This window comes from Thermosynechococcus sp. B1 (genome assembly GCF_030322985.1).
Lineage (GTDB): Bacteria > Cyanobacteriota > Cyanobacteriia > Thermosynechococcales > Thermosynechococcaceae > Thermosynechococcus.
In genome coordinates, this window is sequence record NZ_CP096573.1 from 2,006,960 (window position 1) to 2,022,591 (window position 15,632).

16 protein-coding genes are annotated in these 15,632 nt (G+C 53.7%); 13 read left to right on the forward strand and 3 right to left on the reverse strand.

Annotated features, from left to right (window positions below; translation table 11 throughout):
- Positions 1-387: 387 nt before the first annotated feature.
- From M0644_RS09950 to M0644_RS09970, 5 genes are all read left to right on the forward strand, one after another.
- The gene (locus M0644_RS09950) at positions 388-2,901 is read left to right on the forward strand and encodes a GIY-YIG nuclease family protein (RefSeq protein ID WP_286625559.1); all 2,514 of its coding nucleotides are present in this window, start codon (positions 388-390) and stop codon (positions 2,899-2,901) included.
- 24 nt (positions 2,902-2,925) lie between these two features.
- Complete coding sequence (locus M0644_RS09955; RefSeq protein ID WP_149820449.1) at positions 2,926-3,057, forward strand: N-6 DNA methylase; 132 nt, start codon at positions 2,926-2,928, stop codon at positions 3,055-3,057.
- 10 nt (positions 3,058-3,067) lie between these two features.
- Positions 3,068-3,286: a hypothetical protein gene (locus M0644_RS09960; protein ID WP_286625560.1), complete on the forward strand. Its 219-nt coding sequence runs from the start codon at positions 3,068-3,070 to the stop codon at positions 3,284-3,286.
- 122 nt (positions 3,287-3,408) lie between these two features.
- Positions 3,409-4,395 carry a hypothetical protein gene (locus M0644_RS09965; RefSeq protein ID WP_286625561.1) on the forward strand — a complete coding sequence of 329 codons (987 nt, stop codon included), beginning with the start codon at positions 3,409-3,411 and terminating at the stop codon, positions 4,393-4,395.
- Positions 4,392-4,724 carry a PIN domain-containing protein gene (locus tag M0644_RS09970; protein WP_286625562.1) on the forward strand — a complete coding sequence of 111 codons (333 nt, stop codon included), beginning with the start codon at positions 4,392-4,394 and terminating at the stop codon, positions 4,722-4,724. The genes M0644_RS09965 and M0644_RS09970 overlap by 4 nt, the downstream gene beginning before the upstream one ends.
- 214 nt (positions 4,725-4,938) lie before the next feature.
- Here the strand turns inward: M0644_RS09970 and M0644_RS09980 are convergent, their stop codons facing one another.
- Both M0644_RS09980 and chlG read right to left on the reverse strand, forming a co-directional pair.
- Positions 4,939-5,868, reverse strand: coding sequence for an RluA family pseudouridine synthase (locus tag M0644_RS09980; protein ID WP_149820453.1), 930 nt, complete (start codon positions 5,866-5,868; stop codon positions 4,939-4,941).
- Between the two features lie 9 nt (positions 5,869-5,877).
- On the reverse strand, positions 5,878-6,873 hold the full coding sequence (gene chlG, locus M0644_RS09985) for a chlorophyll synthase ChlG (protein ID WP_286625563.1): 996 nt from the start codon (positions 6,871-6,873) through the stop codon (positions 5,878-5,880).
- 205 nt (positions 6,874-7,078) lie between these two features.
- Here chlG and M0644_RS09990 point away from each other — a divergent pair, with 205 nt between their 5' ends.
- From M0644_RS09990 to M0644_RS10010, 5 genes are all read left to right on the forward strand, one after another.
- Positions 7,079-10,084, forward strand: a complete 3,006-nt coding sequence (locus M0644_RS09990) for a CHASE2 domain-containing protein (protein WP_286625564.1) — start codon at positions 7,079-7,081, stop codon at positions 10,082-10,084.
- Between the two features lie 139 nt (positions 10,085-10,223).
- Positions 10,224-10,478, forward strand: a complete 255-nt coding sequence (gene psbE / locus M0644_RS09995; RefSeq protein ID WP_149820457.1) for a cytochrome b559 subunit alpha — start codon at positions 10,224-10,226, stop codon at positions 10,476-10,478.
- A gap of 7 nt (positions 10,479-10,485) precedes the next feature.
- Positions 10,486-10,623 carry a cytochrome b559 subunit beta gene (gene psbF / locus M0644_RS10000; protein WP_099798824.1) on the forward strand — a complete coding sequence of 46 codons (138 nt, stop codon included), beginning with the start codon at positions 10,486-10,488 and terminating at the stop codon, positions 10,621-10,623.
- Between the two features lie 12 nt (positions 10,624-10,635).
- The gene (locus tag M0644_RS10005) at positions 10,636-10,749 is read left to right on the forward strand and encodes a photosystem II reaction center protein L (RefSeq protein WP_149820459.1); all 114 of its coding nucleotides are present in this window, start codon (positions 10,636-10,638) and stop codon (positions 10,747-10,749) included.
- A 44-nt stretch (positions 10,750-10,793) separates the two neighbouring features.
- Positions 10,794-10,913 (forward strand): photosystem II reaction center protein J, encoded by a 120-nt coding sequence (locus tag M0644_RS10010; protein ID WP_099798822.1) that lies wholly within the window; start codon positions 10,794-10,796, stop codon positions 10,911-10,913.
- On the opposite strand, the gene M0644_RS10015 is transcribed toward M0644_RS10010, so the two are convergent.
- On the reverse strand, positions 10,910-11,806 hold the full coding sequence (locus M0644_RS10015) for a carbohydrate ABC transporter permease (protein ID WP_149820463.1): 897 nt from the start codon (positions 11,804-11,806) through the stop codon (positions 10,910-10,912). The two genes, M0644_RS10010 and M0644_RS10015, sit on opposite strands and share 4 nt — an antisense overlap.
- A gap of 73 nt (positions 11,807-11,879) precedes the next feature.
- Here M0644_RS10015 and M0644_RS10020 point away from each other — a divergent pair, with 73 nt between their 5' ends.
- From M0644_RS10020 to M0644_RS10030, 3 genes are read left to right on the forward strand one after another with little or no spacing between them, the layout of a single operon-like run.
- A complete protein-coding gene (locus tag M0644_RS10020; RefSeq protein ID WP_149820465.1) occupies positions 11,880-12,914 on the forward strand; it encodes a ribose-phosphate pyrophosphokinase in 1,035 nt (344 codons plus the stop codon).
- A 45-nt stretch (positions 12,915-12,959) separates the two neighbouring features.
- Entirely contained in the window at positions 12,960-14,516 is a 1,557-nt protein-coding gene (gene purH, locus M0644_RS10025) for a bifunctional phosphoribosylaminoimidazolecarboxamide formyltransferase/IMP cyclohydrolase (protein WP_286625567.1), read from the forward strand.
- A gap of 9 nt (positions 14,517-14,525) precedes the next feature.
- Complete coding sequence (locus tag M0644_RS10030; protein ID WP_286625568.1) at positions 14,526-15,620, forward strand: metallophosphoesterase; 1,095 nt, start codon at positions 14,526-14,528, stop codon at positions 15,618-15,620.
- The last annotated feature ends 12 nt before the right edge of the window (positions 15,621-15,632 follow it).

The window sequence follows — 15,632 nt, forward strand, 5'->3', positions numbered from 1 at the left end:
TTTCTCGCTTCGCTCGAAATGACGCACGCACGGCTCGAATGGCGCAACACACCCTTGTCATTGCGCAGGAGCACAGCAACCTTGTCATTTCGAAAGAGCACAGCAACCTTGTCATTTCGAAGGAGCGCAGCGACTGAGAAATCCTACCCATCATGGCATGACGATTTCTCGCTTCGCTCGAAATGACGCACGCACGGCCCGAATGGCGCAACACACCCTTGTCATTGCGCAGGAGCGCAGCGACCATGTCATTTCGAAGGAGCGAGGCGACCTTGTCATTTCGAAGGAGCGCAGCGACTGAGAAATCTTGCCTAGAGTGTGAGGATTTCTCGCTTCGGTCGAAATGACGTACGCTGTGCTTGGAATGAGAATTGCTAAGATGAAACCATGACAAAAGATTTTTTCCCGCCCCGACCCAAAATCGAGCCGAAAATCTACGCCTACGAGGACACCAACCCGCAGTATGCGGGTCTGCTCAAGATCGGCTACACCACGAAGAGCGTGCAGGAGCGGGTGGCGCAGCAGTATCCCACGCTCCGTCCTGGCGAGAAGCCCTATCGCATCGTGCTGGAGGAGCCGGCCATTCGCAACGACGGCACGGGGTTCACCGACCACGATGTGCACCGCATGTTGCGCATCAATGGCGTTCAGCAGGCCGGCGGCGAGTGGTTCCGCTGCACCGTGGAGCAGGTCAAAGCGGCCATCAACGCCGTACGGCATGGGCAACTCTTTGAGGAGCAGCGATCGCTGAGTTTCGGCTTGCGTCCCGAGCAGGAAGCCGCGATTCAAAAAACCGTCGCCTATTTCCAGACCTGCCGCCGGGAAAGCGACAAGCCGCCCCATTTCCTCTGGAACTGCAAGATGCGCTTTGGCAAGACCTTTGCCGCCTACCAACTGGCCAAGCGCATGGGCTGGAAAAAGATGCTGGTGCTCACCTTCAAGCCGGCAGTGCAAAGCGCTTGGGAAGAAGACTTGCGCTGTCACGTGGATTTTCAGGGCTGGCAATTCATCAAACCCGGCGGCCTCACCTACGAACAGGCGGACAAGAACAGACCCATCGTCTGCTTCGGTTCCTTTCAGGATTATCTGGGTCGCAATCCGAGCACCGGCGGGATTAAAACCAAGAATGAATGGGTGCATACCACACACTGGGACTGCGTGATGTTCGATGAATATCACTTCGGCGCTTGGCGGGAGAAAGCTAAAGACCTTTTTGAATCCGAAGACGAACAGGAAAGAAAAGCGGCGGAAGGTGAAGCCATCGACTACTTTGATGAAGACATTTTGCCCATCACCGCGGATCACTATCTGTATCTTTCCGGCACACCGTTCCGAGCCATTGCCACCGGCGAATTCATCGAAGAGCAGATCTACAACTGGACCTATTCCGACGAACAGCGAGCCAAAGCCGAATGGCAAGGGTCTTCCGAAGACAACCCCTATCGCGCTTTGCCACGTATGGTGCTTTTGACCTATCAACTGCCAGATGCCATCCGCGACGTGGCGATGAAGGGCGAGTTTAACGAGTTCGACCTAAATGTCTTCTTCTCGGCAGAAGGCGTCGGCGAGCAGGCGCGGTTCAAGTATGAAGAGGAAGTCCAGAAGTGGCTCGATCTGATTCGGGGCGCCTATCTCCCCACGAGTGGAGACAACTTAAAACTGGGTGCGCAGAAACCGCCGCTGCCTTTCTCGGATGTGCGGCTGTTGAATGTGCTCTCGCATACCCTGTGGTTCTTGCCCAGCGTTGCCTCTTGCTACGCTATGCAAAATCTGCTGGCAAAGAGCCAAAATAAATTCTACCAAGATTACAAAGTCATCGTTGCTGCCGGTGCAGCCGCGGGTATTGGGGTCAATGCGTTACGGCCAGTTCTGGAGGCAATGGACGATCCGCTGAAGAGCAAAACCATCACCCTCACCTGCGGCAAGCTCACCACCGGCGTGACGGTGCGCCCCTGGACGGGTATTTTCATGCTGCGCAACACCTCCAGCCCGGAGACCTACTTTCAGGCCGCCTTTCGCGTGCAAAGCCCTTGGACCCTCAATAATCCCGACGGTGTTTCGCCCAATGAGGAGCTGATCCTCAAAGAGGAGTGCTACGTCTTCGATTTTGCACCGGATCGGGCCTTGCGCCAGATTGCCGACTACAGTTGCCGCCTCAACGTCAACGGGGAAGACCCAGAAAAGAAGGTGGCAGAATTTATCCAATTTTTGCCGGTGTTGGCCTACGACGGCAGTTCCATGAGGCAGATTGACGCCGCCGGTGTGCTCGATATGGCGATGGCCGGTACCACGGCAACCCTGTTGGCCCGCCGCTGGGAAAGCGCGCTACTGGTGAACGTGGACGACGACACCCTGCGGCGGTTGATGAACAATAAAGAGGCGATGCAGGCTCTCATGCGCATCGAGGGGTTTCGCAATCTCAATCAGGAGATCGAAACCATCATCAACAAATCTGAAGCGGTCAAGAAGGCGAAGAAAGAGGCAAATGACCAGAAACTTTCCTCTCAAGAGAAAAAGCAGCTCACGGAAGAAGAAAAGGAATTCAAGAGCAAGCGCAAGCAAATTCAGGAAAAACTTATCAAACTTGCCACCCGCATCCCCATTTTCATGTACCTGACCGATTACCGAGAACGAACCCTGCGGGATGTGATCACGCAACTGGAGCCTGGGTTGTTCAAGAAGGTCACAGGGTTGACGGTCAAAGACTTTGAACTGCTCGTCAGCTTGGGGGTATTCAACAGTGCTCTGATGAACGATGCGGTGTATAAGTTCAAAAGATATGAAGACCCGAGCTTGGCCTATACAGGGATCAATAAGCATGAAGGGGAAGGCATCGGCTTGTATGATACCGTCCTCCGTCGCGGAAACTGCCCCTCATCCCTGCCCGAAGTAAGCATTTAGAGGGATTGATTCAGAATTGAGCGCTTGCTGGCGCAGTTCGAATACCACATCAAGCTCTATGAGACGCTCTTTATCCAGCACATGATGAATGCCCTGCGCCCCGCTGAGCGCGCCGCTGTGGTACTCAAGGAAGGGCTGCTGTTTGACTCCATTTGACTCCAAGAAGATGCTGCGCCATATCTGCTGCAAGCTTGTGGAACAGTTCGAGATCCTAGCGGTCATCAGCCTGCCCAACGGCGTCGTGGGCAACGATAGACCAGATTCGCGCGTCGACGACAACCTGACCGCACGCCGCTACTGCCGGCACCAAGCCGAGGCCGTCGAGCACGAAAAGCCGGAGGTGCTCATCAATCGCCTGCTGGAGCTAGAGGAGGAAATATACTGAAGACCTGCGCCAGCTTCTGGCGATGGTATCGGGAAATAATTTTGTCAGCAGTTCACAACGCTCGATAAATGCTTAATGATAAATGCTTAATAAATTAGCCTAGTCATGAGGAGGTGCGCACCATGAACGGGAAAACTTCACTATTGACCCTGATTTTAGAAGGCAGGTTTGTCCGCTCAGGTCGAATAGCTGTTTCACAGCTTTCAGAGCTTTTGTCGAGCCTTCAAAAAGTCTTTTACCGCACCGGCCAAGTGCTCTTAGGCGAAACCGATAGTATTCGCAAAGGACCCAAGTCGAAACAGCTCAAGCAGCTTCTGGAATTAGACCTTATTGAGATTAACCACGGAAGCCCATCAACCCTACTCCGCTTCGACAGGCGAGCTGAACCAAGCTTGTTCCCCGAAGAGGATTTTTTACTTCACATCTTAGAGACTGCTCTTACAGGCATACGCGAAGTCCAAGAGCCGGCTGATGTCCTTCCTCGTGGATTTGATCGGGGAGTCTTACTTGCATGGCGTGATGTCGGCAGGCTTTTCCAGAAAGAAGTATATTCAATAACTTTTGAACTCAATCATCGTCCAAGTCCGCTACGGGTTCAGTACACCCCCCAAGCGTTCCAGGTAATCCAGCAGCGGATTCAGGGACCCAAAACTCACCTCACCACCATTGAAGACCGCTTGCTTATGGCGGACTTCAAAGAAGAAGGTATGCGGTTACGGGTTCATCCTCCTGTTGGTGATCCAGTCGTATGCGTGTTCGACGAGGAGCAAAAGGAAGAGGTACTTGAGAATCTTCTGCGTCGCGTCCGCATAATCGGTGAAGCACTCAGCGATCCTGAGACCGGCAAGATTAACCGAGTGCGTATCCACGACATCGAACCTTTAGAGGAACTCACGGAGGCGATAGAGGAAATTCCGCTCGCTCCAGCAGAAGTTTATGATTTCTGGACTTCAAGGACACTGGAAGAACTTGCCCAAATGCAGGGCGTCCAGCCTGTAGCTAATCTTGCTACTTTATATGGCACTTGGCCCGGCGAACGCAACGATGGCTTTGAGGAGTTCATTCAAGAATTGCGACAAGGCAATGTCATCGGGAGGCATGGCTCGTGACATCCGCCTATCTGCTCTTGGATACTAACATTCTCTCGTACATCATGAAAGGTGCGCCAGAGGCGAGGCTTTATGAGAATCATCTCTTCGGCACAACCTTGGCGATTTCCTTCATCACTGTTGGCGAACTTTGGGCAGGGGCAGAATACGCTGGGTGGGGAGAGCAGAAGCGAAAGAAGCTTGAGAGCGTGCTCCGTAACTTTGTGGTGATTCCTTATGACTACGAAATCGCAAAAAGGTACGGCGAGATTGTTGCAGGACGAAAGCGTATCGGTAAGCCGATTTCCTTTGCCGATGCTTGGATCGCTGCTTGTGCGCTGTGCTATTAGGTGCCGCTCGTTACTCATAACGAGAAAGACTTCCAGAATATACCCAACCTTTCCGTAATCACACAGCAAGGTGGTCAGACACCATGACCACGTTTGCCATCACAGTATTCGGCTGAGTCAATACTGTTTGCCGGCGTTAGGGATCGTTGTTGATGATGGATAATGCACCAATTCATCCGAAAAGGGCGATTCAGGCAGTGGTGAAAGCAGCGGGTCACGAAGTGTTATTCTGGCGCAGTAGTCGCAGTAGTTTTTGCCAATGCTCTGGCAGAGGGGCGATCGCCACGATCTCCTCACCTGTACGTGGATGCTGCAACTGTAAGCGATAGGCATGGAGCGCTTGGCCGGGCAGTTTTACTTTTAGCGGTGCACCGCGGCCATAGACAGGATCCCCCAACAGCGGCCAACCAAGGTGAGCAGCATGAACGCGGATTTGATGGGTGCGACCGGTTTCAAGGCGAAACTCCACAAGGGCACAGTGGCGAAAGCGCTCCTGCACGTACCAGTGGGTAATTGCTGTGCGGCCTTTTTCAGGGGGCACCACCGCCATCTTTTTGCGATCTACCGGGTGACGACCAATGGGCGCAATGACGGTTCCAGTGTCCTCAGGGGGTTGACCATAGACAACACCAAGGTAGTGGCGCTGCATTTGCCGTGCTTTCAATTGCTGTTGCAGATGGTGTAGGGCAAACTCCGTTTTGGCAACAACCATCACCCCGGAGGTGTCTTTGTCTAGGCGATGCACAATCCCCGGTCGCTGGACACCGCCAATGCCTGTCAACTCAGGGCAATGGGCTAACAGACCATGAACCAAGGTGCCGTGGCGATGACCGGGGGCAGGATGCACCACTAGATCCACGGGTTTATTGAGAATTAGTAACTCATCATCCTCATAGAGAATACTCAGGGGTAGGGATTCAGGGATTAAATCCAATGGCTCTGGCTCAGGGAGCACCACCTCTAGTACCTCCCCACCACTGAGGGGCTGATTTTTGCGATCGCACACTTGGCCATTCATACGCACATGTCCCTGTTGGATCAGCTGCTGCCAGCGCGATCGCGAGAGTTCAGGATGCTGCTGTGCAAGAAACGTATCGAGGCGATCGCCCCCCTGTTCTACCTTGAAGATTAGGGATGTCGCCATGCCCCTCAACTACCCCAGCGTATGTCCAAGGGCTAGACCCACCACTAGCATCCCTAAGACGAGAAAGGGCTGAGCACTGGCTTGGTACTTCACATCGTTTTTCAAGGGATCTCGCAGGAAGTACATATCCTGAAAGACAATTTGGGGAATAATCAGCAAAATCAGCAGCACTGCATAAAGATTGGCATGGATCGCCATCAGGTAACCAGCTATTGCCAACTGGAAAATGTCAATCATCAGAACACAAATCCATGCGGCGGTAGTAACGCCAAACATCACCGGCAAGGAAGCCAAGCCGAGTTGGCGATCGCCCTCAACGCTTTTGAAGTCATTGACAATGGCAATACCCAAGCCCGCCAAACTGTAAATCAACGTCAAGATCACAATCGTCGGTGTCAATTCGCCAAAAAGGGCGTGACCTGCCCACCACGGTAAAGCAATGTAGCTGGCCCCTAGGGCATAATTCCCCAGCCAACCATTCTTTTTCAGCTTCAGGGGCGGTGCGGAATAAATATACGCCAAAAAGCCTCCCAGCAAAGCAATTTTGGTCACAGGGAACGTGGGATGGCCAGCCCATAGATCGAGTAGAACAGCTAGACCCAAACCTGCGACAACGAGGAAGATAATCTGCGCCCGCACTTGGTTAAGGGAAATCGCCCCTGAAGGAATGGGACGGTAGGGTTCGTTAATCGCATCAATCTCGCGATCGTAGTAATCGTTGAGCGTTTGCGTATAGCCCGCCATCAAAGGCCCCGACAGCAGCATACAGGTCGCTGCCTTGAGCACATCCTCCAGACTCCAGGTAAATCCCCCCGACGAGGCTGCACCACAGACCACGCCCCAAAGGAGGGGGATCCATGTAATCGGCTTCATTAGTTGCAGGCGAATTTTCCAGATATTGGTCTCGCCGCTTTTGGCACCCTTCATGCCCAGCAGTTGCCGTGCGGCTGCCGTTGTACTTTCTGGGAATGTTGAAGTCGTCGTTGAATCGGGGGTTTCCGTCATAGCGCTTGTTGTGCTCAGCAATCACCTCAATGATTATAGTCGTTTCACCTTCCGCCACCTAGGGGGATCATGTTGCCCTCTGGAGTGGGCAGGATGTTAAAAGTTGTCCTCGTAAATTTGCCGATCGCCCGTGGTGTAGGTCAGGATAGAAGCGAAACTGCTCTTAGCATCTTTCAGCCTCAGCAGAACAGCCCCAATTTGTGCCATGATCCCTGTCTCCATCCCTGATTATCTTAAACGCGCTCTACCGGCGGCCATTGCCACGGCGATCGCCACCGTGGGTGTCCTTGCGCTGCGAGTGGGTGGCCTGCTGGAACCGTTGGAATTAAGAGTCTATGACCAATGGCTGCGCTGGCGATCGACACCGGCCACGTCCCAGCGACTGCTGATTGTTGAGATTACCGAGGCTGATATTCAAACCCTCAAGCAGTACCCAATTCCTGACGAAGTGCTCATTCAGGCCGTCAACGAATTGCAGGAGTACCAACCCAAGGTCATTGGCATTGACATTTTTCGCGATTTTCCGGTGTCCGATCGCTTCAAGCCGCCAACCGATGTGCTGCCCTCCCTCGGACGGGTGATGATGACCCAGCCCAACACCGTTATTGTCTGTAAAGTGGGGGGCGAAACGGATGCCGGAATTGCCCCTCCCGCTGGACTGCTAAATGATCAGGTGGGATTTGCGGACATTCCCATTGATGAGGATGGCGTGGTGCGGCGGGCGATTTTGGCAACTCAACCCGAAGCCAGCGATCGCTGCTCCACCCCTCAATCCTTTGCCCTTGCCTTGGCGCGTGTTTTTCTGGGGACTCATCCCCAAGCTGTGACTGAGAACCGCCTTGACTTAGGAACGGCTCGCTTTCAGGCCTTAACCAGCAACTGGGGGGGCTACAACAACCTAGATGCCGCGGGGTTTCAAATCCTCATCAACTACGCCCACCCAACCCAGCCCTATGAAACCGTCACCCTGAGCGAAGTGCTGACAGGTCAAGTGCTGCCCTCTAAGGTGCGCGATCGCGCCGTCCTCATTGGCCTCACTGGCAGTAGTAGTAACGATAAGTTTTTGATTCCGATTACCCTGCCGGGGCAAACCAACCGCCTCACCCCCGGTGTTGTGGTTCAAGCAGCGATCCTTGAAGATTTGCTAGCAGCGGCTCTGGATAACCGTTTTCCAATTGGTACATGGCCACAGGAGGCGATCGCCCTTTGGATTCTGGCTTGGTCTGGCCTTGGTGCCCTGATCATCGCCAAGGGACAGCGCTGGGTGATTGTGCCGCTGTTGGTTGCTGGGGGACTGGGTCTCAGTGGCCTGACATTCCTCCTCTTTTTACAGGGGAGTTGGCTTCCGCTGGTGGCACCTCTGGTTGGCTTTGGCAGTGCGGCGGTTTTGATGCTGGGCTATCGTGCCTTCAGTCCTGGAGAATCCACCCCCACCCCCTCTACACCGACGGCTGTCCCCAGTGGCCGCTCAGCAACTCCCTTGGAGTTAATGACTGAAGGCATCAGTCAATCAACCACACCTGAATCAGCCCCCATTCTGGAAATCCCTGAAACCTCGCCAACAGAAGTCTCTCGCCTAGAGACGGATGCCAATGCAACGGTGCTGCAACCGGAAACAGCAATTTCCTTTACCCCCATCGAACCCACCCCACCCCCTGGAGATAAACCCCACACCGCACCTACCCTCCTCACCTCCGTCGTTGATCAAATTCCCCCCACAGAGATCCGCGAGACACCACCACAATCCATCACTGAGAGGGAAACCTTCTTAGTGGTTCACCCTGAGGACGCTGCCACTGCCGCCACCGAATTGCCAGAAACTCCCACAACTGCTCCTGAACCTACCCATGTTGAGCTTCCTGAAACCCAGAGGGTGGTTCCTACCCCGCAGCCAACAGTTCCCTCAGAGATCCCCTCGACACTGCGCCCTGACTTACCCGAAACGCAACTCACCCTACCTGAGCCACTAACTACCCCAGAACTGACCTCGACGCCCTCAACCCAATTTGCAACCAGTGTGGACTTGCCTGAAACCCAACTATCAGTACCTGAGACCGTGAGTCTAGCAGAAGTCACCTCAACTCCCGATGGGGAGACCCCTGAAACACCACTGGACATCACCTCAACTCCACCCACCCAATTTACAACCAGCGCAGATTTGCCCGAAACCCAATTGTCAATCCCAGCCACCCCCAAGGGAGACCTACCAGCAACCCAGCGATCCAACCCTGACCCCTTAACCGCGGCGCCTGTGGATGCCACCCAGCGGCCAGAGGTGATTCCCACCACGACAGTCCCCTCGCCGCCCCCCCCAACCACAGAGACACAAACACCGAGCGGCACCCAACCCAAAACCACCGTCATTTCTGACATCAGCGAAGAAGCCAGTGAACCCTTACCACAAACTGTGGGGGGACGCTACCGTGTCCTGAGTCAACTAGGCGAAGGGGGATTTGGGCGCACGTTCTTGGCTGCGGATTTACACCTGCCGGATCATCCGATCTGCGTGGTCAAGCAGTTGGTGCCCTCCCGCAAGGATGAACGTTTTTTGGCCATTGCCCGTCGCCTCTTTCAGCGGGAAGCAGAAACCTTAGCCCAATTGGGTCAACACGAGCGTATCCCTCGATTACTGGCTTACTTTGAAGAGGGGGGATATTTCTATCTCACCCAAGAGTATGTGGATGGGGAATCCCTCAAGGAGGAGTTTGCAAAGAAAATTACCCTCTCCCAAGCCGAAGCCCTCACCATTCTCAAGAGTATTCTGGAAATTTTGCAGTATGTGCATCAGTTTGGGGTGGTGCATCGCGACATTAAGCCTGCTAATATCATGCGCCGCCGCAGTGATCAACAACTGTTTTTGATTGACTTTGGGGCGGTACGCCATGTCCAGCCCGAGGATTTGCTCCAGCACGGCAAATATACGATCTCCATTGGTACCCGTGGCTATGCCCCTAGCGAGCAAATGGCAGGACGACCGGTGATTGCCAGTGATATTTACTCTTTGGGCATGGTTATTGTTGAAGGTCTGACGGGACTCGCCCCGATGGATTTGCCCTCTGATCGCAACACGGGTGATATGATTTGGCAGCCGGGACGGCATCTTTCGCCGCAGTTTGTTGCCATTATCAATAAAATGATCAAGTATAACTTTCGCGATCGCTACCAGAGTGCTGCAGATGTGCTCACCGATTTGGCCAAGGCTGGACTTTAGGCCTATAGACCAAAGTTTTAGCGCTGTACAGGGGACTTGCAGTTCTTATTTAGGCGGCTCAATCGTTGTGAAAAAAGGCTGTATGATAGATAGTACCGTTTCCTTTTTTTAACATTAGACACTTTGGAGGCATCGCAACGTGGCTGGAACGACAGGAGAACGACCATTTTCCGACATTATTACCAGTGTCCGTTATTGGGTGATTCATAGCATCACCATTCCGGCGTTGTTCATTGCTGGCTGGCTCTTTGTCAGCACCGGTTTGGCCTATGATGTGTTTGGCACACCACGCCCCGATAGCTACTATGCTCAGGAACAGCGGTCGATTCCTCTGGTGACCGATCGCTTTCAAGCTAAACAACAAGTTGAAACCTTCTTAGAACAGGTGAAGTAGGATTGCCATGACCAGTAATACCCCCAATCAAGAACCCGTTTCTTACCCAATTTTTACGGTCCGCTGGTTGGCCGTTCACACCCTTGCTGTGCCCACGATTTTCTTCCTCGGGGCGATCGCGGCAATGCAGTTTATCCAACGTTAGGAAGGTGCAGCCATGGAACCGAATCCCAACCGTCAGCCGGTCGAACTGAATCGCACATCCCTGTACCTAGGGTTGCTGCTGATCTTCGTCCTTGCGTTGCTCTTTTCAAGCTACTTCTTTAACTAAATTTCTTCTCTATAACTGAATCTGCTTAGGAGGAATTGATCATGTTGTCTGAAGGCGGACGCATTCCCCTCTGGGTTGTGGCCACGGTGGCCGGCATGGGAGTGATTGTCATTGTCGGGCTGTTTTTCTACGGTGCCTACGCTGGTCTTGGCTCCTCTCTCTAGAGATTGGGGTCTTGGCGCGTACGCAATTGTAGCCAGATCAGTCCAAAGGTGACTCCCAAAAGAACCGTTGCTGCCGCAGCGGCATAGCCAAAGTCAAATAACGCGAAGGCCTGTTGGTAAATATAAAATACCAGCAGGTTTGTTGTATCTAAGGGGCCGCCACCGGTCACCACATAGACCTGTTCAAAACTGCGCAATGTGAAAATCGTTGTTGTGACAAACACCAAAATTAAGGTGGGTCGCAACCCCGGCAGCGTAATGTAGCGAAACTGTTGCCAAGCATTGGCACCATCGAGAAGTGCCGCCTCATAGCGATCGCGGGGAATCGTTTGCAACCCCGCTAAAAAGACCACTAAATTAAACCCCAACTGCTTCCAGCTACTGAGCAAAATCAGCACTGGCATTGCCCAGGTGGGATCACTCAGCCAAGCAATCGGTTGTCCCCCCAAGGTTTGCACCAGTTGATTCACCGGGCCATCGGTTTGAAACAGCCAACGAAACCCTAAACCCGCCGCCACAATCGAGGTCATTGTTGGTAAAAAGTAGGCCGTGCGCAGCAGATCCCGTCCCCTGATCCCTTGGTTGAGACCCACCGCCAAGAGTAAGGGCAGCACAATCGTCGGTAGCACCGTTGCCCCTGTGAAATAGAGGGTATTGCCAATCACTTGCCAAAAGTCTGGACTCAGGAGCAATTGCTGATAATTTTGCAGGCCAACCCAACGCACCCCTTCTTGACTAAAACTCCCCGTCGTAAAACTAAGATAGACAAGGTACAAAATCGGCAAAAAAACAAAAATTGTCAGAAACAAAAGTGCAGGTAAAAGGAATAACCAAGCGACCCCTATCGGTGACAAAAAAACATCCCCCAATCGTGGGAATTGCGATCGCGCCATTGGCAAAGCTGATGACCTCAAAATTCATCTTTCTATAAATTCAATCCTAGGGTAGTGGCTCCCAAAATTGGAAATGATAAGATCAAAGTCAAAATGCACGCCATCTTGGGGAGATGCTGTGATTCACACTGCGCCATTGCCCACGACTACCCCCTCTCACATTTCTGATCATAGTCGTCTAAAGCTGTTTTCGGGTTCTGCCAACACTGCCCTTGCTCAGGAAATTGCCCGCTACCTCGGTATTGATCTCGGCCCAATGGTGCGCAAGCGATTTGCTGATGGCGAGCTGTACGTGCAGATTCAAGAATCCATTCGCGGTTGTGATGTCTATCTGATCCAGCCCTGTTGCCGACCCGTCAATGACCACCTGATGGAACTGCTGATCATGGTGGATGCCTGCCGCCGCGCTTCAGCCCGCCAAGTGACTGCGGTGATTCCCTACTATGGCTATGCCCGTGCCGATCGCAAGACCGCTGGCCGCGAGTCCATTACCGCCAAACTAGTAGCCAACCTGATTACGCAAGCGGGAGCGAGTCGCGTTTTGGCCATGGATCTGCACTCAGCGCAAATTCAAGGCTACTTTGACATTCCCGTGGATCATGTCTATGGTTCACCCGTACTCCTTGACTACCTGCGCAGCAAAAATCTTGAGGATATTGTGGTGGTGTCCCCCGACGTGGGTGGGGTGGCTCGTGCCCGTGCCTTTGCCAATAAGCTTGATGATGCGCCCCTCGCCATTATTGATAAACGACGCCAAGCCCACAATGTGGCCGAAGTGATGAACGTGGTGGGGGATGTTAAGGGCAAGACAGCGGTGCTCGTGGATGACATGATTGATACAGCCGGCACGATTTTAGAAGGAGCACGGTTACTGCGGCGGGAAGGTGCCAAGGAAGTCTATGCCTGTGCCACCCATGCGGTTTTTTCACCGCCAGCGATCGAGCGACTCCAAGGGGGCGATTTTGAAGAGGTGATTGTCACCAACACGATTCCTGTACCGGAGACGCAACGTTTTCCCCAACTCACGGTGCTGTCGGTGGCGAGTATTCTCGGCGAAACCATTTGGCGCATCCATGAAGATAGCTCTGTGAGCAGTATGTTCCGCTAAAACCGCTAAAATAGGTGTTCTTAGTCGCCTAGGAGGATTGCAGGCATGGGGCGAATTGCCTTACTCAGCACCAGCAATAAGCAGGGACTGGTGGCGTTGGCTACGGCCTTGGTGCAGGAGTTTGGCTTTACGCTCCTGAGTAGTGGTGGCACCGCAAAGACCTTACAGGCAGCGGGGATTCCCGTGACAACGGTCTCGGAGTACACAGGGGCACCGGAAATCCTTGGTGGGCGGGTCAAGACCCTGCATCCCAAAATTCACGGCGGTATTTTGGCACGGCGCGATCGCCCCGAAGACGAGGCTGATCTGCAAGCCCAAGGGATTAATCCGATTGATCTGGTGGTTGTCAATCTCTATCCCTTTGCCGAAACAATTGCCCAGCCCAACGTGACTCTTGCCCAGGCGATCGAGCAAATTGATATTGGTGGGCCGACGCTGATTCGCGCTGCTGCCAAAAACCATGCCCATGTGACAGTATTGGTGGATCCCAGCCAGTATGAAACTTACCTTCAGGAATTACGATTACACGGGGAAGCTCAACCTGCTTTTCGCCTTGCCTGTGCCCAGCGGGCGTTTGCGCTGACGGCCAGTTACGATCAGGCGATCGCCGAGTATCTCCAAGAAATCACGTCCCCTGGTACTGAACCAGAAATTCTGCCGCCGGTCTTCCACCTAACGGGGCAGCAAAAACAAGTCCTGCGCTATGGCGAAAATCCCCATCAACGGGCTGCTTGGTACATGAGTGGGGCACACCCCAGTGGTTGGGCAGCCGCCGACCTGCTTCAGGGCAAAGAACTTAGCTACAACAACCTGCTAGATCTAGAAGCGGCACGGGCAGTGATCAGTGAATTTTTAGGGGAGGGTGCCCCCGCTGCCGTCATTATTAAACACACCAATCCCTGTGGCGTGGCTGAGGGCAAAACCCTTGTGGAAGCCTACGAACGTGCCTTTGCAGCCGACAGTGTTTCTGCCTTTGGCGGCATTGTTGCTCTCAATCGCCCCTTGGATGTGGCCACCGCTGAAGCCCTGACCCGTACCTTTTTAGAGTGTGTGGTGGCTCCCGCCTGTGAGGAAGCAGCGCTACCGATCCTGAAAACCAAGCCCAAGATGCGGGTTCTCACCTTACCTGAGTTGCAGACGGCTCCCACCACGGCGATTCAAACCATTGCTGGCGGCTTTCTTGTCCAAGATATTCACCCCGTCCCCATTGATCCAGAGGCGTGGCAAGTGGTCACCGCCACCGCCCCTCGTCCAGAGTTGATGGCGGAACTGATCTTTGCTTGGAAAGTGGTGAAACACGTTAAGTCCAATGCCATTGTGGTCAGTCGCGATCGCCAGACCCGCGGCATTGGCGCCGGTCAAATGAATCGGGTGGGTGCTGTACACATTGCCCTCAGGGAGGCCGGTGAGGCTGCCCGCGGCGCTGTGCTGGCCAGTGATGGCTTTTTCCCCTTTGCCGATTCCGTGCAAGCCGCTGCCCTTGCTGGTATTGCCGCCATTATTCAACCGGGGGGCAGTTTGCGGGATAATGAGTCTATCCAAGCAGCCAATGAAGCGGGAATTGCCATGGTCTTTACCAACCGGCGACACTTCCGCCACTAGGAAATAGCGATGGCGGTGCGACTCGGCATTATCAGTGATCCCCACATCGCCCTGCCGGAGACAATTCCGACAGATTATCCCCCCATTTTTCTCTACGAAGTCAGTATCCCTGCCTTTGAAGCTGCCGTTGCCCATCTCCTAGAGTTAGGCATTGACGCCCTATTGATTCCCGGTGACCTGACGCGGGATGGCGAAATCCTTAACCATCGCTGGCTTAGCACCTATCTGCAAACCCTGCCCATTCCCTGCTATGTGATTCCGGGGAATCACGATGTGCCTCTGCCGCTAGGAGATCACAAGCGTATTGGCTGGGCTGACTTTCCCCAGTGGTATCCCCATGCGGGCTATGGCAAGGGCACCAAGCATTACTATCAAGCCCTGCTCGCAGACAACCTGCAACTGATTGCCCTGAATTCCAACCAATTTAGTCCAACGGGTCAGCAGATGGGGGCTGTCGATCAAGGACAACTGGCATGGTTGGCGGCTCTATTGGCAAAACCTTTTGCCGGACTGCGCCTTGTAATGATTCACCACAATGTCCTTGAGCATTGGCCACAACAGAGCCAAAGTCCGATGGGGCAGCGCTACCTCTTGGAGAATCGAGCGGATTTATTGAACCTCTTGCGATCAGCGGGGGTGGCCTTGGTCTTAACCGGACATCTCCATGTCCAAGATATTGCCTATGAGCAGGGGCTGTTTGATCTAACGACGGGTTCCCTCGTCAGCTATCCCCATCCCTATCGCCGGCTCATTTTGCAGCAACATCCCCAAGGGGGCTGGCAAGTGGATGTGGAATCCTACCGCATTGAATCCCTGAAGACCCATCCCACCTTGAGTGATCTCTCCCGCCAATGGATGCTGCAGCGGGGTGCGGGGTTTATGGTGCGCTTTCTCACCTTACCGCCCTTTAATTTATCGGAAACTGAGGCCCAGCCCCTCGCCCAAGCCCTATCGTCCCTCTGGCCAGAAATTGCCCAAGGAGATACCCAAGTCACACTACCGACCCTACCCGAACCCTTGGCTGCCTACTTTGCCCAGTTTAACCACAGAGCACCAGCGGAGTATCCCCAGCTGCGGGACAACAATACGGTCTTTGTCATTTAGCACCTCGCAATT

What these genes read in the sequence shown, in the direction of transcription:
- M0644_RS09960 (WP_286625560.1), top strand. Translation starts at nt 3,068, where the DNA reads ATGCTGCGCCATATCTGCTGCAAGCTTGTGGAACAGTTCGAGATCCTA.
- M0644_RS09965 (WP_286625561.1), top strand. Translation starts at nt 3,409, where the DNA reads ATGAACGGGAAAACTTCACTATTGACCCTGATTTTAGAAGGCAGGTTT.
- M0644_RS10020 (WP_149820465.1), top strand. Translation starts at nt 11,880, where the DNA reads ATGATAAGATCAAAGTCAAAATGCACGCCATCTTGGGGAGATGCTGTG.
- M0644_RS10030 (WP_286625568.1), top strand. Translation starts at nt 14,526, where the DNA reads ATGGCGGTGCGACTCGGCATTATCAGTGATCCCCACATCGCCCTGCCG.
- M0644_RS10015 (WP_149820463.1), bottom strand. Translation starts at nt 11,806, where the DNA reads ATGGCGCGATCGCAATTCCCACGATTGGGGGATGTTTTTTTGTCACCG.
- purH (WP_286625567.1), top strand. Translation starts at nt 12,960, where the DNA reads ATGGGGCGAATTGCCTTACTCAGCACCAGCAATAAGCAGGGACTGGTG.
- psbF (WP_099798824.1), top strand. Translation starts at nt 10,486, where the DNA reads ATGACCAGTAATACCCCCAATCAAGAACCCGTTTCTTACCCAATTTTT.
- chlG (WP_286625563.1), bottom strand. Translation starts at nt 6,873, where the DNA reads ATGACGGAAACCCCCGATTCAACGACGACTTCAACATTCCCAGAAAGT.
- M0644_RS09990 (WP_286625564.1), top strand. Translation starts at nt 7,079, where the DNA reads ATGATCCCTGTCTCCATCCCTGATTATCTTAAACGCGCTCTACCGGCG.
- M0644_RS09980 (WP_149820453.1), bottom strand. Translation starts at nt 5,868, where the DNA reads ATGGCGACATCCCTAATCTTCAAGGTAGAACAGGGGGGCGATCGCCTC.
- M0644_RS09950 (WP_286625559.1), top strand. Translation starts at nt 388, where the DNA reads ATGACAAAAGATTTTTTCCCGCCCCGACCCAAAATCGAGCCGAAAATC.
- M0644_RS10005 (WP_149820459.1), top strand. Translation starts at nt 10,636, where the DNA reads ATGGAACCGAATCCCAACCGTCAGCCGGTCGAACTGAATCGCACATCC.